The organism is Streptomyces sp. C1-1 (assembly GCF_050214755.1).
Classification (GTDB): domain Bacteria; phylum Actinomycetota; class Actinomycetes; order Streptomycetales; family Streptomycetaceae; genus Streptomyces.
The window spans coordinates 9,442,220-9,463,003 of record NZ_CP189826.1 but is presented as its reverse complement, the minus strand read 5'-3'; the positions used below and the strand labels follow the sequence as shown (position 1 = coordinate 9,463,003).

The window sequence follows — 20,784 nt, the reverse complement described above, 5'->3', positions numbered from 1 at the left end:
CGCCTTCCTCTTCCGGGCGCCATGTTCTTGCCGCCCGCAGCCAAGGCTTCCCTGAAAAGCGCTGCACAGGCTGTCGCGCGGTCTTCCATATCGTCCCGGATCACGGCCGCGTGGGGGACGAATTCGGCAGATCAGTGGCATGACCCGCGATCGACCGCCCTTCATTTCGAACACCCGGCCGCCATTCAGACACGCGTTCCATCCCTGGCTTTCCGGCGGGCCGTGGAGCCGCGCGACAGGCGGGGTTTCTTCGCCGGGAAAACCCGGTGAAGTCCCCGGTTTGTCCCTGATGTCCTGGCAGCTCGCCCGAAGCAATGATTGTCGCCGGGGAGATTCCATCTGATCCGGGGGATGCAAGTGACAGACACCAACACCAATACGGCAGAGGGCACTTCGATGCCTGAACAGCAGGGGGAAAGCGAGGGACGGAGTGGCCTCAAGGGCAGAATCGCCATTGCCGTGATCGGCGCTCTGGCCGGCGTGGCGGCGGCGACGATTCCTGTGCTGTTGAATCAGCCCGGACGACCGACCGGCACCTCGGCGAGTTCGAGCCCGGCGACGGATGATCCGTGCGATCTCGATCGGCTCGGTGACTACTGGGTCCAGCCGCCGTCGCAGCGCTACAACGAGACGCTGTTCGCCAGCCGCCAAAGGCCCAGGGTCTTCTCGCAGGTGAGCCCCGACAGCAATCCGGAAGTCAGCGTCAAGGGACAGCTGAGTATCGATGTCCCAGCCGGCCAGGTCCTCTACCTCATCAGACGCCCTGACCCCAAGACCAAGGACTCGTTCGGAAATCCGGGCAACAACCGGTACTACCCCGCCACGTCCGTCACCCCGACATCCGCCGGCTGCTGGGAGGACGACAACCGGCCTGTCGGATATCCAGGCGTCAAAGGGATCGGGCAGATCTACCTTCTGGTCCTTGTGAGCCGCGACCAGGCCGCCGAGTTCCCCGCCGACCGCAGGGCCAAGGACTGGGACGGCTACAGCCAGGACCAATGGCGCGCGATCAACACCATCAACGTCATGAGCTTCAACGTCTCGACGACCTGAGGCACCGTGTGATGCTGGCGTCATGACTGATCACCGCGGGGTTTCCGTCGTTCGATGGCCGGGGCCGGGGCTTCTGCCCGAGGGTGGGCCGGCGACGTTGTTGGCGGCCTACCATCTGCAGACGCAGGCCGAGAAGGGCGAAGGCGTCGCCCATGCGAACGAGTTGCCGGACCGCTACCGGGCCGAAGTCGTGGATCCGCGGGCCGCGTTCGTCGACGATGTCGTGCTGCTGGCGTTGAGCGGGGACATCGCGGTGGGCTGTCTGGTTCTCACCGCCCCTGTCGACGGGCGAGCGGAGATCAAGCGGCTCTGGACGGACCCGGATCACCGCGGCCTGGGCATCGCCTCCGGCCTGGTCGGTGCCGCCCTCGCGCAGGCCGAGGGACGCGGCGTCGGCGTGGTGCGGTTGTCGGTGTGGAGCTGGCGGGCGGGCGCGGTGGCGCTGTACGAGCGGCTCGGTTTCACCGTCTCCGAGTCGTGGGACACGAGGGAGCAGCTCATCTGCATGGAACGCGTCATATGACCGGTTGCGGAAGCCCGTTGACTGCGGCTTCACCGCCTGACACGCAGCCCTGAGCCGGTGGGCGGGGACGGCCACCCTGTGCTGTGACCGTCCCCGCCCACCGGCTCGGAAGCGTCCGGCTGGGTCGTCGGCGTCACTCCACCGTGAGCAGGCCGGCGCGCAGCCGCTCCAGCAGACGGCTCAGCAGCCGTGAGACATGCATCTGGGAGATGTTCAGGCGCTTGCCGATCTCGGCCTGCGTGCGCTCCTCCACGAAGCGCATGTGGAGGATCAACCGGTCGCGTTCGTCGAGGTCGGCGATCAGCGGCGCGAGGGAGTGGAAGTCCTCGACCAGTTCCAGCGCGGTGTCCTCGTTGCCGATGAAGTCCGCCAGCACGCTCTCGCCGTCCTCGCTGGTGGAGATGGCGGCGTCCAACGAGGAGGAGGTGTAGCCGTTGGAGGCCAGACGGGCCTCGATGACCTCCTCCTCCGACAGGCTCATCAGTTGCGACAGCTCCGCCACCGTCGGCGTGCGGCCCAGCCGGCTGCTGAGCTCCTCGGTGGCCTGGGCCAGCTGGACCCTGGCCTCCTGCAGGCGACGCGGCACGTGGACGGCCCAGGAGGTGTCACGGAAGAACCGCTTGATCTCGCCGACGATGTAGGGGATCGAGAAGGAGGTGAACTCCACCTCGCGGGACACCTCGAACCGGTCGATCGCCTTGATCAGGCCGATCACACCGACCTGGACGATGTCCTCCATCTCCTGGGGTCCGCGGCTGCGGAACCGGGCGGCCGCGTACCGCACCAGCGAGATGTTCATCTCGATCAGCGTGTTGCGCGCGTACTGGTACTCCTGCGTTCCCTCTTCCAGGACCGCGAGCCGCGCCAGGAACTGACGGGTCAGCTCGCGGGCGTCCTTCGGGGCGATACGGGAGGCGTCGACGCCCTCCGACAGCTGTCCCGTGCCGACTTCCGTGGTCAACGCCGCCGTCATGATGAATGTCTCTCCCTCGTCCTCGATACGGCCGTTCAGCCGCTCGCGCTGCCGAATACCCCCGATTCTCGGTCTAACGCAGTATCGGATGCATGTACGTGCCTCCGGCCGAAAATCGCCCCTCTGGTCAAGCACCGGCCCAACCCCGCTCCACCTTCGAACTGGCCACGATCTAGCATTATTTAGGGGCTCATGAGACATTTGCACCCCCTTCTGTGCCAGCCTCCTCTTGGCCGAGACGCGACCGGTCGCATCAGCCCCGTGCGGCGGCGCGGTCGGGCGGCGCTCACGGTGTGAGCAGGCGGTCCTGTTCCACCAGCGGTGTGCCCTCGTGCCAGTCGAGGGCCGTGCCGAAGCGGACGAGCTCGCCGTACAGGGCGGGGTCGACGTGCTCGGCGAAGACCAGGTCGAGCACCGCGGCCGCGGCCCGGGCCGGTGACTGGGCCTGGCTGTAGTCGCTGAACCAGGGGCGGGAGGTGGCGGTGTCGACCATGCCGGGGCACACGGCGGCGATCAGGGTGCCGGTGTCGAGGTCGCCGTCACGGCGTTCGGCGGCGAGGGCGCGGACTGCGGCGACCTGAGCGACCTTCGAGGGCACGTTCACCCACACCGGCCAGCCCGCTTCCTGGGCGGTCCTGTGGTGAATGGCGCTGCGCCACGACTCGACCGCGTACTCGACCTGCTCCAGGTCGGCCCCGTCGAACAGGTGGTGCAGCCGTGAGTCGAGGTGGCCGAGGGTGCCCAGGCTGCTGGCCACGACCAGCAGTCGGCCGCCCGGCCGCAGGACGGGGCCGAAGGAGCGCAGGATCGCGTGCGTGGCGGTGTTGGAGACGTCGATGAACTCGTCCGCCCGCGCCGCCTGCGACTCCTCGGGCAGCACGCGGGCGACCGCGTTGGAGATCACGACGTCGATCCCTCCGTGGCGGGACCGGACCTCCTCGGCGAGGCGGGCCACAGCGTCGGTGTCGGTGACGTCCAGGACCCGGCCCTCGACACGGGCCCGGGTGCCGGGCAGCTGGGCCACCTCGTGGGCGGCCTCCGTCACCCGCTGCCGACTGCGGCCCGTGAGCAGGACCAGGTCGTCCGGGTTCATGCGGGCCGCCAGCCCCTCGACGAGAGCGCGGCCGAGTCCCTGGTTGGCGCCCGTGACGAGGGCGAGGCGCGAAGTCTTCATGCCGGCAACGCTAGGAACGCCACGTCCATGAGTCCAACGAAACTTCGGCACACGTGGTATGCGTAAACGTCATGGACTTCAGGGATGTGTCGCTGACCGCGCTGCGTGTCTTCCGTGCGGTCGCCGAGCAGGGGACCTTCACCGCGGCCGCCGTCTCGCTCGGCTACACCCAGTCCGCGGTGTCCCGCCAGATCGCCGCGATCGAGCGGGCCGCGGGCGCCGAGTTGCTGCAGCGGCGGCGGGACGGCGTACGACTCACGTCGGCCGGCCGTGTCGTCATGCGCCGTGCGACGGTCGTGCTGGACGAGATCGACGCGACCGCGCGCGAGCTGTCCGGCCTGCCCGGGCAGGGCGGCACCGTCCGCCTCGGCTGGTTCCCCAGCGCCGGTGCCGTGCTGGTACCCCGCGCCCTGGCCGCCCTGCGCCGCACGGACCCCGGACTTCAGGTCGTCGGCCGGGAGGGCAGCACCCCGGCGCTGGTGCGCGCTCTGCGGGCCGGCAGCCTCGACCTCGCGCTGCTCGCCTCCGCGCCGCCGTTCCGGCCGCCGGACGCCGAGTCGCCTCCGCTGGCTCTGCAGACACTCACCGAACGCGCCCTCTGCCTGGCGGTGCCCGCCACCCATCCCCTGGCCCGTGGCGACTTCGTCGACGTGAGCGATCTGCGCGGTCAGCGGTGGATCACCGGTTCCGCGTCGGGGGAGGACAAGCTGATGGGCGTGTGGCCGGGGCTCGACGAGCGGCCCGAGATCGCGCACACCGTCCGCGACTGGCTCGCCAAGCTGCAGTTGGTCGCCGCGGGCTGCGGACTGACCACCGTGCCCGCCGGGCTGGCCTCCGTCGCGCCACCGGGTGTCCGAGTCCTGCCCGTCCGCGGCGGCCCCCAGGAACAGCGGCGTCTGTTGCTGGCGCGCCTCCCTCACCCGCCGACCGATCCGAGCGGCCGGGTGGCGGCCGCGATCCGTGCGGCGGCCCTCGACGCCGACACCCCGGGGCCGCACTCGCCGCCGTCGTGACGACACCGCGGGCAGCACGATGCAGAGGGCTTCGGTTCAGGCGCCCGGCGCCAGGCACCTCGGTTCAGGCGCCCGGCGCCAGGCACTTCGGTTCAAGCGTCCGTGTCAGACACTTCGGTTCAAGCGCCCGGCGTCAGACACTTCGGTTCAGGCGCCCGGCGCCAGACACTTCGGTTCAGGCGCCCGGCGCCAGACACTTCGGTTCAAGCGTCCGTGTCAGACACTTCGGTTCAAGCGCCCGGCGTCAGACACTTCGGTTCAGGCGCCCGGCGTCAGACACTTCGGTTCAGGCGCCCGGCGCCAGGCACCTCGGTTCAGGGGTCCGGCGTCAGGCAGGACGGCAGCGGGCCGGTGGAGGGCGGCGGGTCGGCCAGGCGGGCGGCGGCGCGTTCCGGGCCGAGGAAGGGAACGAGGACGGAGAAGGTCAGCACGGGCAGCAGGGCGGGCAGTTCGGTGGTCCGGCCCGCGGCGATGTGGCGGTAGATCGCGGAGTAGACCCCGCCGACGACCGTGTCGACCACGTCCTGGGCGGGCACGGGCAGTTCGGTCTCGGGCGCGTCGGTGAAGAAGTGCCGGAAACGGGCCAGCAGTTCCTCACGTGCCGCCCGCCCCGCGGGCCCGACCGCGTCGATCTCCACGATGGCCATGGCCGCGAACGCCGGCGCCTCGGCGAGGATGCCGAGCAGCGCGCCAAGCCCGGCCCGCACCCGCCCGGGCCAGTCGGGGCCCTGGCCGTGGGCCTCCTCCATCGCGTTGAAGACCAGGGAGGTGCCGTGGTGGTGGGCGGCGAGGAAGACGTCCTCCTTGCCCTTGAACAGCTCATAGAAGACCGGCCTGGTCACGCCCGCCGCCTTGCAGATGTCACTGACCCGGGTGCCGGCGTAACCGACCTGGGCCACCGTGCGGACGAAGCCGTCGAGCAGCCGGTCGCGCTGGTTGGCGGCGACCGCCTCGGCCGAGGCCCGGCGCGGTCCGGGCCGCAGGGAGCGCTGCGGGTCGCGTCCCGTACGCGTTCCGGGCAGCACCAACACAGGTGGCATCGAGGAGCTTTGTGCCATCGCGCACCCTTCTTTCTCACCAACTGGCGTGCAGTGCCTTGACGTTGAATACCCGTCAGGTTTACAACCTTCACAGGTTTTCCACTCGGTCGGACCGGCGGCGACACGCCATCGGAGCCGTCAGTTTCACGCACCCGCAAGGCCGCAACAAGTGTGCCCGCGTCCCCGACGTCGGGCCGTACACCCGCACCGGTCCGTCGTTCCCCCTCCGGGAACGGCCGCGCGGGGTGCCGCTCCCCCACCCCGTGGCGGAGCGGCACCCCGCCCTCTTCGCCACCCCCCGTACCAGAGGACCTTCCATGCGCAGACACATGGCCTCCGCCATCCTCGCCACCACCGCCCTGACGACCCTGGCCCTCCTCCCGGCCACCGCGGCCTCGGCGGACGGTTCCGTGCTCACCTACGGCAGCGCCGGCGGCAACGCCGTCTCCGTCGGCGACGTCCTCACCTCTTCGCTCGCCTCCGGCACGAAGGCCACCCTCGCCACCAGCAGCGGCGGCTCCTCCGGCATCACCTGCACGGGCTCGAGCCTCTCGGCCACCGTGACGGACAACCCGGCCGCCCCCGGCACCGCCACCGAGTCCGCGACCGCCCAGACGTTCAGCGGCTGCACCAGCAACGTCTTCGGCGTCACCGGCGTGCGCAGCATCACCGTCAACGGCCTGCCCTACACCACCTCCGCCGCCTCTGACGGCAGCGTGACGGTGACGCCCGCCTCGGGCGGCACGATCCAGACCACGGTGGTGCTCTCCACCCTGCTGGGCTCGGTCACCTGCGTCTACCAGGCGCCCAGCCTGTCGGCGGTGAGCTCCAACACCAACAACAGCCTGGCCTTCTCCAACCAGGCGTTCAGCAAGGTGTCCGGTTCGGGGCTGTGCGCGGCCAGCGGCTACTTCTCCGCGACGTACGCCCCCGTGGTCGACAGCAGCGTCAGCGGCTCCCCGGCCGTCTACACCAACTGACGCCCGGAAGCGTTCACAGCACCGCCCCGCAGTCGAGCACGACGAATGCGGGGCGGTGGTACGTGGAACCGGGTTCCCGGGGACGGGCGACCCGGTTTCCGACGCGGGTTCAGGCGCTCGTGTGGCGTATCGCGGGGGCCCGCCGCGGCGCGGCCCGGTGGGCCGGCCCGGCCTCGCCGTTGCTCTCGAGGCCCCGCAGCCATCGGCAGGCCAGCCCCAGCAGGACGGCGAAGACGGCCAGGAGCAACAGGGACGTCCACATGGGCCGGCTGCCGGGAGAGTCCCATCCCGTCCAGATGCTCGATGCGGCCCACAGCACGACGCCTGCCGTGTAGAAGGCCCGCATGCGGCGCAGTTGCCTCGCAGCCGGCAGCGACGAGAAGTGATCGGTGTGCGTTGCCATGCGCCGCGAGTACCCCCGTCTCCGTCATTCACCGCCACGGATCGAACTCGGGGCGTGACCAGTCACTCGCGCTGGTTGAGTCCCCGTGATCGAGGGCACCCGGCGATGGCTGTTGCCCCAGTCGGCCGACGAAGCACGGGAGGCACCTGTGGCCGTACGCCATCGTCTGATCAAGGTCGCGCCCGAGGTCGTATGGGACCTGCTGTCGGACCCCAACCGGTACGCGGACTGGGTCGTCGGCACCTCCAGTTCCCGTCCGGTCCGCGGTACGTGGCCGCAGACAGGGGCTGCGATCCGCTACGAGGTCCACCTCGGACCCGTGTCGCTGTCCAACGAGACGACCGTCCGCTTCCGGGACCCCGGTGCCCGCCTCGAACTGGAGGCACACGCGGGCATCCTCGGTACGGCACGGATCGCGATCGAACTGCGGCCGTGGGGTGAGTACTGCCTGGTGATCGTCGACGAGCACCCCTTGCAGGGAGCCGGCGGCAAATGGCACAACTTCGCCTTCGAAGCCCTCATCCACCTGCGCCATCGCGCGATGCTCGGACGCCTCGCCCGGCTGTGCGAGGACCGGGCCGGCGACGCACGCCGCGCCCGCGGTCCGGCACCGGTCGGCTCGGCGACGGCGGAGACGGAAGGCGGGACGTGAGGTGACCGACGCCGTAGTGGTCGGGGCCGGCCCCAACGGTCTCGTGGCCGCCAATCTGCTGGCGGACGCCGGCTGGAGCGTGCTGGTGCTGGAGGAACAGCCCGAACCGGGAGGCGCCGTACGCCACGACCGGGGGGTCGACCCCGCGTTCGTCAACGATCTGTTCAGCTCCTTCTACCCGCTGGCGGCCGCGTCCCCCGTCCTGAGCGCCCTGCGGCTGCAGGACCACGGGCTGCGCTGGAGCCACGCGCCCAGCGTGCTGGCCCACCCGCTCACCGACGGCCGGTGCGCCCTGCTCGACCGGCGCATCGACACCACGGCCGCCTCCCTCGACGCCTTCGCGCCCGGCGACGGCGCCGCCTGGCGCCGCCTGCACGAGATCTGGGAACAGCTGCGGCCCGACCTGCTGAGCGCGCTGTTCACCCCCTTCCCGCCGGTCAGGGCGACGGCCCGGCTCGCGCTCCGGTTGCGGGCGGCGGGCGGGCTGCGCATGGCGCGCACCCTGGTGCTGCCGGTACGCCGTATGGGCGAGGAGGAGTTCGAGGGGGAGGGTGGCAGGCTGCTGCTCGCCGGGAACGCGCTGCACGCCGACCTCGCGCCGGAGGCGACCGGCAGCGGAGGCTTCGGCTGGCTGATGGCCATGCTGGGCCAGACCTACGGCTTTCCCGTCCCGGTCGGCGGATCGGGCGCCCTCACCCAGGCCCTGACCAGGCGCCTGGAGGCCGTCGGCGGACAGGTGCGCTGCGGACAGCGCGTCACGTCGATCACCGTCCGCGACAGGCGGGCGGTGGGTGTGCGGACGGCCGACGGCCGGGCGATCGCGGCCCGCCGGGCGGTCCTCGCGGACGTGTCGGTACCCGCCCTCTACGGCGAGCTCGTCGCCCCTGAGTATCTGCCCGACCAGCTCCTGGCCGACCTGCGGCGCTTCCAGTGGGACTTCGCGACGTTCAAGGTCGACTGGGCGCTCGACGGCCCGGTGCCCTGGCAGGCGGAGCAGGCGGCACGCGCGGGGACGGTGCACCTGGGCGACGGCATGGACGAGCTGACCCGTTTCGCCGCCCAGATCGCCATGCACCAGGTCCCGGACCGGCCCTTCCTGCTGTTCGGCCAGATGACCAAGGCCGACGCGTCCCGCTCCCCCGGCGGCACCGAATCGGCCTGGGCCTACACCCACGTACCGCACGAGATCACCGCGGACGCCGGCGACGACGGCATCACCGGACAGTGGAACACCACCGACCAGGAGCTCATGGCCGACCGGGTCGAGCAGCAGGTGGAGCGGTTCGCACCGGGTTTCCGCTCGCTCGTCCGCGCCCGCCGCATCCTGGCCCCGCCCACCCTCCAGGCGCTCGACGGCAACCTGGTCAACGGCGCCATCAACGGCGGCACGACCGCCGTCCACCAGCAGCTCGTCTTCCGGCCCGTGCCGGGCACCGGGCGGCCCGAGACACCCGTCGCGGGCCTGTACCTCGCCTCCGCGGGGGCCCACCCCGGCGGCGGTGTCCACGGAGCGCCGGGCGCCAACGCCGCACACGCGGCCCTGCGCCGCCATCGGCCACCCGGCCTGGCCCGCGCCCAACGCCTGCTGACCCAGCGCGACCGCACCGGAAAGAAACGCTGACCCCGCCGCCCCGGCGCACACCACGGCGGCAACACCTGGAGAGCGCATGAACCACCACCGGACACCCGCCGACCCGCACCACCGGCGCCCCGACGGCACGAACGACAAGACCGTGCAGGCACTGGCCGCCCTGTCGAAGGCGCTGGAGACGACCGAACGGGCCAGAGGCCGCCTGTACGACTTCCACCAGCTCACCGGCTCGGCGGACTTCCAACTGGACGACGCGGTACGGCTCCTGCGGGAAGCCGGCCACCACGAGTGGGCCGAGAAGATCAGCAACGAGATCCTGGGACGCAACGTCATCCCCGGACACTGGACGTACCAGATCGTCGAGGCCTACAACGCCACCTACTACCGGCCCTTCACAGAACTGGAGGCGGGCGCGAAGGGCGAGCTGGCCGAGCACCGGGACCACGTGTACGAGGCGGAACTCAAGGAGGAGCGCCGCACGCACGGTCACCCGGACCACACCGCACGGCCGCCCCTGCCCCGGGAGTGACCCGCATCCGAACCAGGCACCGGAGGCGAAGCACATCGAAAGGACATGCTCGCCTCGAGCCGGAAGGAGTGCCCATGGCGACGCGCAGCAGTCCCCTGGCGGCCCGGACGACGGTGGTGACCGGAGCAGCCCGCGGTCTCGGCGCGGCGCTGGCCCGCGAGTTCTCCGCGAGGGGCGGCCGGGTCGCCCTGCTGGGCCACGAGAAGGCGGCACTCGACGCGGTCGCGGCCTCCCTTCCCGGCCCGGCACTGGTGGTGGAGGCCGACGTCACCGACGTCGACGCGCTCCGGACGGCCGCTCGTCAGATCCGGCGCCGCATCGGACGGCCCTCCGTCGTCGTCGCGAACGCGGGCATCGCCGAGGGTGGGCCGTTCGCGTCCTCGGACCCGGCCACGTGGAGTCGTGTCATCGAGGTCAACCTCGTCGGCAGCGCCAACACCGCCCGGGTCTTCCTGCCCGACCTGGTGGCCACGGCCGGCCACTTCCTGCAGGTGGCCTCCCTCGCGTCGATCGGCGCGGCACCCCTGATGAGCGCCTACTGCGCCTCCAAGTCGGGTGTGGAGGCGTTCGCGCACGCGCTGCGGGCCGAGGTCGCCCACGAAGGAGTCAGTGTCGGCATCGCCTACCTCAACTGGATCGACACCGACATGGTGCGCGACGCCGACCGGCACGCCGTCCTGCGGGAACTGCGGGCCCACATGCCGCCCCCGGCACGCCGCGTCATGGCGGCGGACGTGGTCGCGGCACGGCTGGTGCGGTCCGTGGAGCGGCGCCGCACGGCCGTCTACGCCCCCGCCTGGCTGCGTCTGACGCAGCCGGTCCGCGCGGCCATGCCGCCGGTGGTGCTGCGACTGTCACGTCGGGAACTGCCGCGGCTGCAGGAGCGGCAGCCCTGGCAGCACACCGGTCCGCTCGGTGCCGGGGGCCAGGCCGACCGGGCCGCGGCCCGCTCCACCGCCTGAACACGGCGCGGACATCCCGCCCGCCGCGAGCACAGCGAGGAACGACCACCATGCAGACGTTCCTGCCCGACCCCGACTTCAGGGCCTGCGCCCTCCTGCTGGACCGCCGCCGCCTGGGCAAGCAACGCGTCGAGGCCCTGCAGGTGCTGCGGGGCCTGACCGTGCCGGGCTACGGGTGGCGCCGCCACCCGGCCGTGCGGATGTGGACCGGCTACGAGGAGGCGCTGGTCCGCTACGGCCTGGAGATCTGCCACGTGTGGCGCGAGCAGGGGCACCAGGACAGCTGCGCCGCCTCCCTCGTCGCCGGCCTCGCGGCACACCGCCCCGGAGCGCCGGTGCGCGCCCAGGCGGACCTGGCCGCCGGCCACGAGCTGCCGCCCTGGCTCGGCGACGAGGCCTTCCACCGCAGTCACCGCTCCGCCCTCGTCCGCAAGGACCCGGAGGTCTACGCCGGCCTGTTTCCCGGCGTGCCCGACGATCTGCCCTATGTGTGGCCCGCCTCGGACCGCCAGGACGTGCCCGCGAGCTGAACCCGCCGGCCGCGGTCACCGGGGCGGCGCGGAGCCCTGCCCGCGGGCCGCCAGGGTCCGCAGCAGTCGGCTACGGCCGCGGTCGGGCACGGTCCACAGCGGGTGGCCGCGTACGCCCCACGACTGAAGAAGGGCGTTGGCCGCGAGGAATCCGCTGGTGGCGGCCCGTTCCATCAGGGCGACCGGCAGGTCCGTACGCACCAGATCGCCCGCGAGGACCAGGCCGCTGGTCGGGGTGCGCACGCCCGGGCGGTCGTCGTAGCCGCCGACCGGGAAGAGCGGGCAGTCCTCGCGCCACTCGTGCCGTTCGTCGAGGATCCGCGCGTCGCGGGTCTCGGGGTAGACGCGCCCCAGCTGCTCGATCAGGCGCTTGGCCTCCACCTCGGGGTCGGCGTCCTCGGGCAGCGCGTAGCCGTGCAGTTCCACCACGGACCCTCCGGTACGGGAGGCCCAGCGGGCGGCCTCGCCCTCCCAGCGCTCCAGGACACTGACGTTGTCCAGCGGCCCGTATCCGGCCGTGCCCAGGAATCCGGGCCGGCGGCGGTCCACGGGGCGGTCCAGCCAGAGGCGGGAGACGAGGAAGGGTGGCGCGGTGCGCAGTCGGCGGACACGTTCGCGCCAGGCGACGTCGCAGAGGCCGGGCGAGCGGCCGAGCAGCGAGCGCAGCCCGGGGGTGTCGAGGGCCAGGACGACCGTGTCGTGCCGTGTCGCCCGCCGGTCGGCGAGGACCGTGAAGGCGCCGTCCTCGGTGGGCGCGACCTGTTCGACGGGCATCGAGGTGCGCAGCGTGACCCCGCGTCCGCGCAGGTAGCCCGCCAGAGGCTCCCACAGGGCGGTCGGGAAGGGCTCCCCGGGCACGTCGAAGAGCAGTCCCTCGGCGCTGCCGAGGAAGTAGATGTGGAACATCAGGACCATCTCGGCGGCCGACAGCTCCCGGGGGTCGGCGAAGAAGCTGCGAGAGAAGACCTCGAAGGCGAGGTGGCGCGCGGCCTGCGGGAAGCGCAGGGAGGCGAGGAAGTCGTAGGCGCTGACGGCGTCGAGACGGTCGTAGACCTCCGGGACGCGGACGTCGAGCAGCGGGAGTGCCGCGGCGGGGTTCATGCGGATGAGGTCCCGCGAGCGGAAGGACGGACTGAGCGCCACGAAGCCCAGTGCGCTCAGCGGCGGGGTGCGCGGGACCCTGCGGAAGCTGTCGTGCGCTCCGGCGCCGTGTCGCAGCGGGTAGTCCGGGAGTCCGGTGAACCCTGCCAGCGTCGGGTCGGTACGGCTCAGCAGACCGCGCAGGTTGTAGTACTGGCGGAAGAAAGCGTGGAAGCCGCGGCTCATGGTGGCGGTGGAGCCGTCGTGCAGCTCGACCGGCCAGCCACCCACGCGGCCGCCCAGGTACGGCTCGCGTTCGTACAGGGTGACGTCGACACCGCGTTCGGCCAGTGCCGTCGCTGCGGCCAGCCCCGCGATGCCGCCGCCCACCACGGCCGTACTGCGCCGTGCTCCGCTGACGCGGGCCGAGCCGGGTGGCGGGGGCAGGTACCGGGCGCGCCGGTCACGGCCGGGGCGCGCGCCGGGCGCCGTCGGGCCGGTCATCGCGCCGCCCGCGCCGTGGCGTCGGCGCGTCGGCCGACGACGGTGTGCGTGATGCCGGTCTGCCAGCCGGGCAGCGGCAGGGCTCGTACCTGGTCGAACCCCGTGGCCCGAAGCCGGTCGGCGAACGCGTCGACGGTGTCGAAGTCGACGACGCTGCGCCACAGGTGGCGATACAGCTCCCCGTCCCCCAGCGCGGTGGCGACGGGCAGGACCAGCCCCCGACACACGGCCGTCCATACCGCGCGGTGGGCCGGGCGGCCGCTGAGGGTGTACTCGTGCACGGCGAGCCGCCCGTGCGGGGCGAGCAGGTCGTGAACGGTCGACAGAACGGCGTCGGGGTCCGCGACGTTTCGGAAGAGGTAGGCGGCGAACACCGCGTCGAAGGGGCCCTCGACGCCCGCGTCGGCGAGTTTCTCCGCCGGGGCGCACAGGAACCCGACGTTCGCCGGCCAGGGCTTGGCCACAGCACGCTCCAGCATTCCGGCGGAGGCGTCCACGGCCGTGATGTCGGCGTCGGGCAGGGCGGCAAGGAGGGCGGCGGTGGACGCTCCCGTGCCACAGCCGAGGTCGAGGACGCGCAGCCCGGTGCCGGGGCGGGACAGGCCCAGTCTGCGGGCCGAACGGCGCAGATGCGCGTGGTAGCCGGGGTTGGCCGCCACCAGCGTGTCGTACGAGTGCGCCGCATGGTCGAACGCGGTGGCCAGGTCCGCGTCGCGCAGCAGGGTCATGCGTTCTCCTGGGTCGGTGGGGCGGGCGGGGCGCACCGCGGGTCAGTAACCGGTGAAGGGGCGCCGGGGCAGCCGCGGGACTTCCGCGGCGGCACGGAGCATGGGCAGGACGGGTGTGTGCAGGCCGATGCCGAGGTCCTCGGACAGCCGGGTCGTGCCGTCCAGGAAGCGCAGCAGGCGCGCCATGGGTACACGTGCGAACAGACCAGAGAAGAAGGCGGCACCGTCCACCAGACCGCTGTCGAGCGCGTGCAGCAGCACGGCGTCCATGGCGCGCGAGCGCGCCGAGTGGGGCTGCGGCGGCACCGGCCTGCGCCCGCGGCGCAGGGCCGCCGCCACGGCCGCGGTCTGTCGTTGCAGGCCGGCGAAGGTGTAGCCGGTCGAGGGCCGGGTGGCTCCTCCGGCCGCGCCGATACGGAAGACGGACGGCGCCGTCTGGCGCGCGAATCGGGCGTCGGTCATGGGGATGACACCGGTCTCGGTCCCCACGATCTCGTAGTCCTTCAGACCGAGCACGGAGTCGGTGTAGTGGCTCAGCGCCGCGTCGTAGGCGTCCTTCGACAGGATGGACGGGGAGAACTCCGTGTACTCCACGAGTGCCTGCCGGGTGCCGGTGGGCAGGACGTAGCCGAAGGAGAGGCCTTTGGCGGGCTGGGCCGTGCGGAAGTCCATGAGTTCCGCACGGGACGGGTCGAAGGCCGGGCGGGGCGTGCGCAGGAACCAGCCACCGAAGTGCTGCAGCAGGGTGGTGCGGGCCGCGGGCAGGCTGCCGGGCGGACGCGAGTCGAACACCCAGCGGGCCCGCACGGACCGCTCCCGCCCGTCCGCCGCGTGTGCGTGGATCTCGGCGCCTTCGGGGAGTGCTTCCACGTGGTCGACCGTGGCCTCCAGGCGCTCCACGCGGCCGCTGCGGGCGAGGTCGCGCCCGACCAGGGCCTCGAAGTCCTCGGAGCGGATCATCTTGTAGCTCAGCGGCGAGATGTCGTCCTCGATGGGGTGGCCCGTGGGCGGGTGCACGCGCAGCCGCCTCCATGACGCGGTCAGGGCGGCGTCGTAGGGTCCGCGGCCCGCTTCCCAGAAGCACCAGGTGCGCTGGGGCGGCCGCAGGGGGCCGGGCGGGGCGTCCACCAGGATCGCGGACAGGGGGCGGCCGGTCAGGGGGCGGGACAGACGGTGGGCCAGGGACAGCCCCGCCGCGCCGGCTCCGATGATGGCGACCTCCGCCTCGAGCACGACCGCATCAACCCCTCTCGTGTCACTGGTCGGCCTGTCGACAACATTTCCGCAGCGGTACCCCTGCGGATGCGGTGGTCACCCGCCGACGAGGGGTGAATTTCCGGCGTCGTCCGCGTCGAGGCGGCGGGCGAGGCGGTGCAGCCCCCGGCGGACGTGGCTCTTGACCGTTCCCAGCGGCCATCCGGTGAGCTGGGCGATCTGGGTCTGGGTGAGGTCGTCGTGGAAGGCGAGGTTGAGCACGCGGCGCTGCGGGGCCGGCAGCCGTGCCAGTTCGTCGTCCAGGAGCACTCGGTCGAGGGAGGCCTCGGGCCGCACCATCTCCTGGTGGGCCGTCACCAGCAGTCTGGCGCCCGCGGCTGCCACGAGTTCGGAGCGCCGGGTACGGGCCGCGAGCGCGTCGGCGATCTTCCGGCGGGTGATACCCACGAGCCAGCCCGGCAGGGTGCCGCGGTCGGGGCTGAATCCCGCGCGGCCCCGCCAGGCCGCGAGGAACACCGTCTGGGTGACGTCCTCCGCGTCCCTCGCATCTCCCAGGGAGCGCTTGGCGAGGCCGTACACGAGCGAGCGCCAGCGGTCGTGGACGACCTCCAGGCATGCCTCGTCGCCGGCAAGGAATCCGTCCACGAGATCGGCGTCGTCGAGGAGGTCTGCTCGGGTCTGGGGGGCGGTCGTCATGACTACTCCTCTGCTTCGCCGGGTGGCCGCCTGGAGCGACTTTGACCACTCCACCCTCCGAAATCGATGCAGCTAGAACAACTTGCATCGTCTGTGCGTCGAAAAGAGCTGCCCCGTGACGCGCGGCCATTCCTGTCGCATCCGCGAACAGAACCCCGGCTTGCGCCGTCGCACCAGCTCAGTGGCGAGCAAATGTGTTCGCGCAAGCACACCGGTCAAAACCCCGCAGCACTCCGCGTCGTTTTCCGGATCGCGCCGCATCCGTCCTGGCGGCCCGGCCCGAACCGATGACGACGAAGCCAGCTCTGATCACGAGGATCTCGATGACGGGAACCGGCATGAGCCCCACCGCGGCACAGGAACACCGCCCTCACGGCACTCTGCGGCCCAGCGCACATCCGACCGGCTCGGACGCTCTGCGTGCCGTGGACACGGACGTGCCCGGCGCCGTACGCGGTGTGCTCGCCGAGCTGCTCGCCCGGCGGCTCGCGGCGGCCGAGGCCATCGACCCGCTCTTCGCGCGGGACCTGGCCGCCCGGGTCGCGCGCTTCACGGAGGACGGCGGCAAGTTCAGCCGCTCCCGCCTGGTGTGGTGGGGGATGCGGGCCTGCGGCGGTGACCCGTCGGTGCTGCGCGCCACCCTGCGCATCGGCGCCGCCCTGGAGCTGATCCAGACCTGCGCCCTGGTCCACGACGACGTGATGGACGGCGCGCCGGTGCGCCGCGGACGTCCCTCACTGCACGCCGAGATAGCGGACCGGTACGCGAGCGAGACCTCCGGCCCGCGCGCCGCGCGCCTGGGCCAGGCGTCCGCCATCCTGGCCGGCGATCTCGCCCTGGCCTGGGCGGACGACGTGGTGGCGGACACCGAGCTGTCCCGGGCCACCGCACGCGAGGTACGGGACCTGTGGCGCTCCATGCGCATGGAGATGGTCGCCGGGCAGTACCTGGACGTCCACGGCGAGGCGACCTCGGCGCGGTCGCTCTCCCGGGCGATTCGCGCCGCCTGCCTCAAGAGCGCCCTGTACTCCGTGGAACGCCCGCTCGCGCTGGGGGCCGCACTGGCGGGAGCCACTCCCACCACGACCCGGGCACTGTGCTCGGCCGGCCGCTGCGTAGGCATCGCCTTCCAGCTGCGCGACGACCTCGTCGACGTCTACGGCGACCCCCGCGACACCGGCAAACCGCCGGGCGCCGACATCCGCAGCGGCAAACCCACCTACCTCGCCGCCGTCGCCCAGGCGCGGGCCGAGTCCACGAGCGACCGGCACGCCCTCGACGTACTGCGCGGGACGCTCGGCCGGGGCGACCTCTCCGACGCCGAACTGGTCGACGTACGCGAGGTGTTCGAGGTCACCGGGGCACGGAGTACGGTCGAGGCCAAGATCGACCGGCTCGTGGCCCAGGGCCTGCGCCATCTCGACTCCGCTGTGCTCGCACCGCATGCCGGAGACAGGCTCCGCGCGCTGCTGCGCTCCGCGGCCGGCGCACCACCGCCCAAGGCGCCCGACGCCGCCCCCGACGACGTCGTCCCCGTCTCCCTGTCGCTGACCGCCATGGACGAAGGGGCCCACCGATGACCCGTACCGTTCCCGGGCGCACCGACCACGTGGTCGTCGTGGGCGCCGGCCTTTCGGGGCTGGCGGCCGCCCTGCACCTGCTCGGCGCCGGCCGCCGGGTCACCGTGGTGGAGCGCGACGAAGAACCCGGCGGCCGCGCCGGACGCCTGGTGCGCCGCGGCTACCACATCGACACCGGCCCCACCGTGCTGACCATGCCCCACCTCGCCGACGAGGCCTTCGCGGCCGTCGGCGAGAGCCTGCGCGACCGCGTCGACCTGGTGCCGTTGCACCCGGCCTACCGGGCGCGGTTCGCCGACGGAAGCACGCTGGACGTCCACACCGACGCCGAGGCCATGGAGGCGGAGGTCGAACGCTTCGCCGGAAAGCGCGAGGCCGCCGGATACCGCAGGCTGCGGGTCTGGCTCGAGAAGCTCTACCGGGCGCAGCTGCGGCGCTTCATCGACGTCAACTTCGACTCCCCGCTGCAGCTGCTCACCCCCGACCTCGCCCGGCTGGCCGCACTCGGCGGATTCGGCCGACTGGACGCGCGCATCGGCCGCTTCCTCGACGACGAGCGACTGCGCCGGGTCTTCTCCTTCCAGTCGCTCTACGCGGGTGTGGCGCCGGAACGCGCCCTCGCCGCCTACGCCGTCATCGCCTACATGGACACCGTGGCCGGCGTGTACTTCCCACGCGGCGGCATGCACGCCCTGCCCCGGGCCATGGCGGACGCGGCCGCGGAAGCGGGAGCCGACCTGCGCTTCGGACAGACCGTCACCCGTCTGGAGCGTTCGGGCGAGCGCGTCACGGCCGTCGTCACCGAGGACGACCGGATCCCCTGCGACGCCGTCGTCCTCACCCCCGACCTGCCCGTCACCCACCGCCTGCTCGGACGCACCCCCAAACGGCCCGTGTCCCTGCGCTTCTCGCCCTCCGCCGTGATCCTGCACGCCGGCACCGACCGCACCTGGCCGTGGCTGGCCCACCACACCATCTCCTTCGGCGGAGCATGGAAACGCACCTTCCACGAACTCACCCGGACCGGCCGCCTGATGAGTGACCCCTCCCTGCTCATCACCCGCCCCACCACCACCGACCCCACGCTCGCGCCACCCGGCCGCCACCTGCACTACATCCTCGCCCCCTGTCCGAACACCCGACTGGGACCCAGCGCGACCGCCTGGGGCGACCTGGCCGCCGACTACCGGCACGGCCTGCTCACCGAACTCGACCGGCGCGGCCTGGACGGCATCGCGTCCGCCATCGAGGAGCAGTGCCTGGTGACCCCGGCCGACTGGCAGGCGCAGGGACACGCGGCCGGATCGCCCTTCTCCGCCGCCCACACCTTCGCCCAGACCGGACCGTTCCGGCCGCGCAACCTGCCGCGCGGCACGGTCAACGCGGTCCTCGCCGGGTGCGGCACCACGCCGGGCGTCGGCGTGCCGACCGTCCTGCTGTCGGGCAAGCTGGCCGCGGCTCGCATCACCGGCGGCCAAGGCTCTCCACGCGCCGGTGCCCGGCCGCGGCCCGCCGCCCGCCGGGAAGGGAGGCCCGCGTGACGGACCGCGAACTCGACGCAGCCGGCATCACCGACCCCGGCCTGCGCCAGGCGTACACCCAGTGCCGACGGCTCAACGCACGTCACGGCAAGACGTACTTCCTCGCCACCCGGCTCCTGCCGGTGCAGCGCAGGTCCGCCGTGCACGCCCTGTACGGATTCGCCCGCTGGGCCGACGACATCGTCGACACCCTCGATCCGGCGGCCACGGACCAGGCCCGCCGAGCGCAGCTGACCCGTCTGCAGCAGGACCTGCTGGCCGGACTGCGCGACGGCGACAGTGCCGAGCCCGTCGTGCGCGCCCTGGCCGACACCGCCCGCCGGTACGCCATCGACCACCGGTACTTCAGCGACTTCATGACCGCTATGCGCGCCGACCTCGACGTCACCGACTACGCCACCTACGCGGACCTGCGCCGCTACACGTACGGCTCGGCCGAGGTGATCGGGCTTCAGATGCTTCCGGTGCTCGGCACGGTCGTACCGCGCGAGGAAGCGGCACCGCACGCGGCGGCGCTGGGCGTGGCCTTCCAGCTGACCAACTTCCTGCGGGACATCGGCGAGGACCTCGACCGCGGCCGCGTCTACCTGCCCGCCGACCTGCTGGCCGCCCACGACGTGGACCGGCACCTGCTGCGCTGGAGCCGCGACACCGGACGACCCGACCGCCGCATCACCGCCGCCCTGCGCGACTTCGCGGACCTGACCCGCCGGGTCTACGACGAGGCGGCCCCCGGTCTCAACATGCTCGAACCGGTATCCCGGCCCTGCATCCGCACGGCGTTCGTGCTCTACGGCGGGATCCTGGACGCCGTCGCCGCGGACGGCTACCGCTCGGTGCAGCGCCGGGCGGTGGTCTCCCGCCGCCGACGCGCCGCCGTGGCCCTCGACGGCCTGACCCGCGTGGCCGCCGCCCGGCTGCGCGGTCGGGCGGCCGCGGTCCCCGCCCCGCCCCCGCACCCCGCACCGCCCACACCGGCGGTCACGCCCACGCCCGAGCCGATGCACGAGAAGGTCACATGAAGCCGCGCCGCTACCCCCTTTCCCTGCGGCGGAACCCGCCGCGCTGGGAGAAGCAGCAGCCCACCTGGCGTCAGGCCCGTCCCGGTGCCATCGCCGAGGCGCTGAAGCGGGCCCAGGCCCGTCCGTCCGGGAACTGGTACGTCGTCGGCGCGACCCGCGACGTACGCGAGGACCGGCCCCTGTCCGGCACGGTGGCCGGACACGAGGTCGTGGTGTGGCGTGCCGCCGACGGGCGGCTCGTGGCGGGCCCCGGCATCTGCCCGCACCTGGGCGCCCCGCTCGCCGACAGCCCGGTGCGCTGCGGCACGCTCGTGTGCCACTGGCACGGCATGGCCCTGGAGGGCACGCCGTTCGCCGGGTGGGACCCGGTGCCCGTGCACGACGACGGGGTGCTGGTCTGGGTGCGCCTGGACGCGGTCGGCGGCGAGCCACCGCTGGACGCGCCCGTCGTCCCCGCCCGTCCCCGGCTGTCGGGTTCCGTCGCCGCCGTGTACAGCGGAATCGGGGCCTGCGAACCCGAGGACATCGTCGCCAACCGGCTCGACCCCTGGCACGGAGCCTGGTTCCACCCGCACTCCTTCGTCGACCTGACCGTGGCCGGAACGCCCGGCACGGACACGTCGGACGACGACGGGTTCACCGTCGACGTGTCCTTCAAGGTCGCCGGGCGGCTCGTCGTACCGGTGCGGGCGGTGTTCACCAGTCCCGAACCGCGCACGATCGTCATGCGCATCACCGACGGCGAGGGCCGCGGATCCGTCGTCGAGACACACGCCACGCCTCTCGGGCCGGACGAGCGGGGGCGGCCGCGCACCGCCGTGGTGGAGGCGGTCGTGGCCTCCTCGGAGCGTCCGGGCTTCGCCGTGGCCCGCACGGCGGCACCGCTGCTGCGCCGGCTCATGGTGGCGGCGGCCGGCCGGCTGTGGCGCGAGGACCTGGCCTACGCGGAGCGGCGCTGGCTGCTGCGCTCCACCGGCCGCTTTCCGGGGTGAGAC

21 protein-coding genes are annotated in these 20,784 nt (G+C 72.6%); 13 read left to right on the top strand and 8 right to left on the bottom strand.

The window, feature by feature from the left end:
• Nucleotides 1-357: 357 nt before the first annotated feature.
• The gene (locus ACQF4J_RS43125) at nucleotides 358-1,053 is read left to right on the top strand and encodes a hypothetical protein (protein ID WP_351582135.1); all 696 of its coding nucleotides are present in this window, start codon (nucleotides 358-360) and stop codon (nucleotides 1,051-1,053) included.
• A gap of 22 nt (nucleotides 1,054-1,075) precedes the next feature.
• The gene (locus tag ACQF4J_RS43120) at nucleotides 1,076-1,576 is read left to right on the top strand and encodes a GNAT family N-acetyltransferase (RefSeq protein ID WP_351582137.1); all 501 of its coding nucleotides are present in this window, start codon (nucleotides 1,076-1,078) and stop codon (nucleotides 1,574-1,576) included.
• Nucleotides 1,577-1,709: 133 nt separating this feature from the next.
• Here ACQF4J_RS43120 and ACQF4J_RS43115 read toward each other — a convergent pair whose 3' ends face one another.
• Nucleotides 1,710-2,549, bottom strand: coding sequence for a SigB/SigF/SigG family RNA polymerase sigma factor (locus ACQF4J_RS43115; RefSeq protein WP_351582139.1), 840 nt, complete (start codon nucleotides 2,547-2,549; stop codon nucleotides 1,710-1,712).
• A 286-nt stretch (nucleotides 2,550-2,835) separates the two neighbouring features.
• Nucleotides 2,836-3,723: an SDR family NAD(P)-dependent oxidoreductase gene (locus tag ACQF4J_RS43110; RefSeq protein ID WP_427168226.1), complete on the bottom strand. Its 888-nt coding sequence runs from the start codon at nucleotides 3,721-3,723 to the stop codon at nucleotides 2,836-2,838.
• A gap of 71 nt (nucleotides 3,724-3,794) precedes the next feature.
• On the opposite strand from ACQF4J_RS43110, the gene ACQF4J_RS43105 reads away from it, so the two are divergent.
• On the top strand, nucleotides 3,795-4,736 hold the full coding sequence (locus tag ACQF4J_RS43105; RefSeq protein ID WP_351582142.1) for a LysR family transcriptional regulator: 942 nt from the start codon (nucleotides 3,795-3,797) through the stop codon (nucleotides 4,734-4,736).
• Between the two features lie 314 nt (nucleotides 4,737-5,050).
• Here ACQF4J_RS43105 and ACQF4J_RS43100 read toward each other — a convergent pair whose 3' ends face one another.
• Nucleotides 5,051-5,776 (bottom strand): TetR/AcrR family transcriptional regulator, encoded by a 726-nt coding sequence (locus ACQF4J_RS43100; RefSeq protein WP_351804872.1) that lies wholly within the window; start codon nucleotides 5,774-5,776, stop codon nucleotides 5,051-5,053.
• A 317-nt stretch (nucleotides 5,777-6,093) separates the two neighbouring features.
• Here ACQF4J_RS43100 and ACQF4J_RS43095 point away from each other — a divergent pair, with 317 nt between their 5' ends.
• Nucleotides 6,094-6,756 (top strand): Tat pathway signal sequence domain protein, encoded by a 663-nt coding sequence (locus ACQF4J_RS43095; RefSeq protein ID WP_351582146.1) that lies wholly within the window; start codon nucleotides 6,094-6,096, stop codon nucleotides 6,754-6,756.
• Nucleotides 6,757-6,865: 109 nt separating this feature from the next.
• Here ACQF4J_RS43095 and ACQF4J_RS43090 read toward each other — a convergent pair whose 3' ends face one another.
• Complete coding sequence (locus tag ACQF4J_RS43090) at nucleotides 6,866-7,159, bottom strand: hypothetical protein (protein WP_427168225.1); 294 nt, start codon at nucleotides 7,157-7,159, stop codon at nucleotides 6,866-6,868.
• A gap of 148 nt (nucleotides 7,160-7,307) precedes the next feature.
• Between ACQF4J_RS43090 and ACQF4J_RS43085 the strand changes: the two genes are divergently transcribed.
• The 5 genes from ACQF4J_RS43085 (at nucleotide 7,308) to ACQF4J_RS43065 (ending at nucleotide 11,423) form a co-directional block, all read left to right on the top strand.
• On the top strand, nucleotides 7,308-7,811 hold the full coding sequence (locus tag ACQF4J_RS43085; protein WP_351582178.1) for an SRPBCC family protein: 504 nt from the start codon (nucleotides 7,308-7,310) through the stop codon (nucleotides 7,809-7,811).
• 1 nt (nucleotide 7,812) lies between these two features.
• On the top strand, nucleotides 7,813-9,432 hold the full coding sequence (locus ACQF4J_RS43080; protein ID WP_427168224.1) for a phytoene desaturase family protein: 1,620 nt from the start codon (nucleotides 7,813-7,815) through the stop codon (nucleotides 9,430-9,432).
• A 46-nt stretch (nucleotides 9,433-9,478) separates the two neighbouring features.
• Nucleotides 9,479-9,931, top strand: a complete 453-nt coding sequence (locus ACQF4J_RS43075; RefSeq protein WP_427168223.1) for a hypothetical protein — start codon at nucleotides 9,479-9,481, stop codon at nucleotides 9,929-9,931.
• Between the two features lie 74 nt (nucleotides 9,932-10,005).
• On the top strand, nucleotides 10,006-10,893 hold the full coding sequence (locus ACQF4J_RS43070) for an SDR family oxidoreductase (protein WP_351804866.1): 888 nt from the start codon (nucleotides 10,006-10,008) through the stop codon (nucleotides 10,891-10,893).
• A gap of 50 nt (nucleotides 10,894-10,943) precedes the next feature.
• Nucleotides 10,944-11,423, top strand: a complete 480-nt coding sequence (locus tag ACQF4J_RS43065; protein ID WP_351582156.1) for an MSMEG_6728 family protein — start codon at nucleotides 10,944-10,946, stop codon at nucleotides 11,421-11,423.
• A gap of 15 nt (nucleotides 11,424-11,438) precedes the next feature.
• On the opposite strand, the gene ACQF4J_RS43060 is transcribed toward ACQF4J_RS43065, so the two are convergent.
• From ACQF4J_RS43060 to ACQF4J_RS43045, 4 genes are all read right to left on the bottom strand, one after another.
• On the bottom strand, nucleotides 11,439-13,007 hold the full coding sequence (locus tag ACQF4J_RS43060) for an FAD-dependent oxidoreductase (RefSeq protein WP_427168222.1): 1,569 nt from the start codon (nucleotides 13,005-13,007) through the stop codon (nucleotides 11,439-11,441).
• The gene (locus tag ACQF4J_RS43055) at nucleotides 13,004-13,735 is read right to left on the bottom strand and encodes a methyltransferase domain-containing protein (protein WP_351582159.1); all 732 of its coding nucleotides are present in this window, start codon (nucleotides 13,733-13,735) and stop codon (nucleotides 13,004-13,006) included. The genes ACQF4J_RS43060 and ACQF4J_RS43055 overlap by 4 nt, the downstream gene beginning before the upstream one ends.
• Nucleotides 13,736-13,777: 42 nt before the next feature.
• Nucleotides 13,778-14,968, bottom strand: coding sequence for a lycopene cyclase family protein (locus ACQF4J_RS43050; RefSeq protein ID WP_427168221.1), 1,191 nt, complete (start codon nucleotides 14,966-14,968; stop codon nucleotides 13,778-13,780).
• Nucleotides 14,969-15,046: 78 nt separating this feature from the next.
• Nucleotides 15,047-15,646 (bottom strand): RNA polymerase sigma factor, encoded by a 600-nt coding sequence (locus ACQF4J_RS43045; protein ID WP_427168220.1) that lies wholly within the window; start codon nucleotides 15,644-15,646, stop codon nucleotides 15,047-15,049.
• A gap of 338 nt (nucleotides 15,647-15,984) precedes the next feature.
• Here ACQF4J_RS43045 and ACQF4J_RS43040 point away from each other — a divergent pair, with 338 nt between their 5' ends.
• The 4 genes from ACQF4J_RS43040 to ACQF4J_RS43025 are packed head-to-tail and all read left to right on the top strand — an operon-like array spanning nucleotide 15,985 to nucleotide 20,781.
• Complete coding sequence (locus ACQF4J_RS43040; protein WP_351582165.1) at nucleotides 15,985-17,226, top strand: polyprenyl synthetase family protein; 1,242 nt, start codon at nucleotides 15,985-15,987, stop codon at nucleotides 17,224-17,226.
• On the top strand, nucleotides 17,223-18,767 hold the full coding sequence (gene crtI, locus ACQF4J_RS43035) for a phytoene desaturase family protein (protein WP_351806880.1): 1,545 nt from the start codon (nucleotides 17,223-17,225) through the stop codon (nucleotides 18,765-18,767). The genes ACQF4J_RS43040 and crtI overlap by 4 nt, the downstream gene beginning before the upstream one ends.
• Entirely contained in the window at nucleotides 18,764-19,789 is a 1,026-nt protein-coding gene (locus ACQF4J_RS43030; protein ID WP_427168219.1) for a phytoene/squalene synthase family protein, read from the top strand. The genes crtI and ACQF4J_RS43030 overlap by 4 nt, the downstream gene beginning before the upstream one ends.
• A complete protein-coding gene (locus ACQF4J_RS43025) occupies nucleotides 19,786-20,781 on the top strand; it encodes a DUF5914 domain-containing protein (protein WP_427168218.1) in 996 nt (331 codons plus the stop codon). Before ACQF4J_RS43030 ends, ACQF4J_RS43025 begins: the two co-directional genes overlap by 4 nt.
• Nucleotides 20,782-20,784 lie beyond the last annotated feature (3 nt).

Excerpts from the sequence above, each read along its gene's own strand:
- ACQF4J_RS43025 (WP_427168218.1), top strand. The coding sequence starts at position 19,786 with ATGAAGCCGCGCCGCTACCCCCTTTCCCTGCGGCGGAACCCGCCGCGC.
- ACQF4J_RS43115 (WP_351582139.1), bottom strand. The coding sequence starts at position 2,549 with ATGACGGCGGCGTTGACCACGGAAGTCGGCACGGGACAGCTGTCGGAG.
- ACQF4J_RS43075 (WP_427168223.1), top strand. The coding sequence starts at position 9,479 with ATGAACCACCACCGGACACCCGCCGACCCGCACCACCGGCGCCCCGAC.
- ACQF4J_RS43105 (WP_351582142.1), top strand. The coding sequence starts at position 3,795 with ATGGACTTCAGGGATGTGTCGCTGACCGCGCTGCGTGTCTTCCGTGCG.
- ACQF4J_RS43070 (WP_351804866.1), top strand. The coding sequence starts at position 10,006 with ATGGCGACGCGCAGCAGTCCCCTGGCGGCCCGGACGACGGTGGTGACC.
- ACQF4J_RS43090 (WP_427168225.1), bottom strand. The coding sequence starts at position 7,159 with ATGGCAACGCACACCGATCACTTCTCGTCGCTGCCGGCTGCGAGGCAA.
- ACQF4J_RS43110 (WP_427168226.1), bottom strand. The coding sequence starts at position 3,723 with ATGAAGACTTCGCGCCTCGCCCTCGTCACGGGCGCCAACCAGGGACTC.
- ACQF4J_RS43120 (WP_351582137.1), top strand. The coding sequence starts at position 1,076 with ATGACTGATCACCGCGGGGTTTCCGTCGTTCGATGGCCGGGGCCGGGG.
- ACQF4J_RS43055 (WP_351582159.1), bottom strand. The coding sequence starts at position 13,735 with ATGACCCTGCTGCGCGACGCGGACCTGGCCACCGCGTTCGACCATGCG.
- ACQF4J_RS43065 (WP_351582156.1), top strand. The coding sequence starts at position 10,944 with ATGCAGACGTTCCTGCCCGACCCCGACTTCAGGGCCTGCGCCCTCCTG.
- ACQF4J_RS43100 (WP_351804872.1), bottom strand. The coding sequence starts at position 5,776 with ATGCCACCTGTGTTGGTGCTGCCCGGAACGCGTACGGGACGCGACCCG.
- ACQF4J_RS43095 (WP_351582146.1), top strand. The coding sequence starts at position 6,094 with ATGCGCAGACACATGGCCTCCGCCATCCTCGCCACCACCGCCCTGACG.
- ACQF4J_RS43040 (WP_351582165.1), top strand. The coding sequence starts at position 15,985 with ATGAGCCCCACCGCGGCACAGGAACACCGCCCTCACGGCACTCTGCGG.
- ACQF4J_RS43060 (WP_427168222.1), bottom strand. The coding sequence starts at position 13,007 with ATGACCGGCCCGACGGCGCCCGGCGCGCGCCCCGGCCGTGACCGGCGC.
- ACQF4J_RS43045 (WP_427168220.1), bottom strand. The coding sequence starts at position 15,646 with ATGACGACCGCCCCCCAGACCCGAGCAGACCTCCTCGACGACGCCGAT.
- crtI (WP_351806880.1), top strand. The coding sequence starts at position 17,223 with ATGACCCGTACCGTTCCCGGGCGCACCGACCACGTGGTCGTCGTGGGC.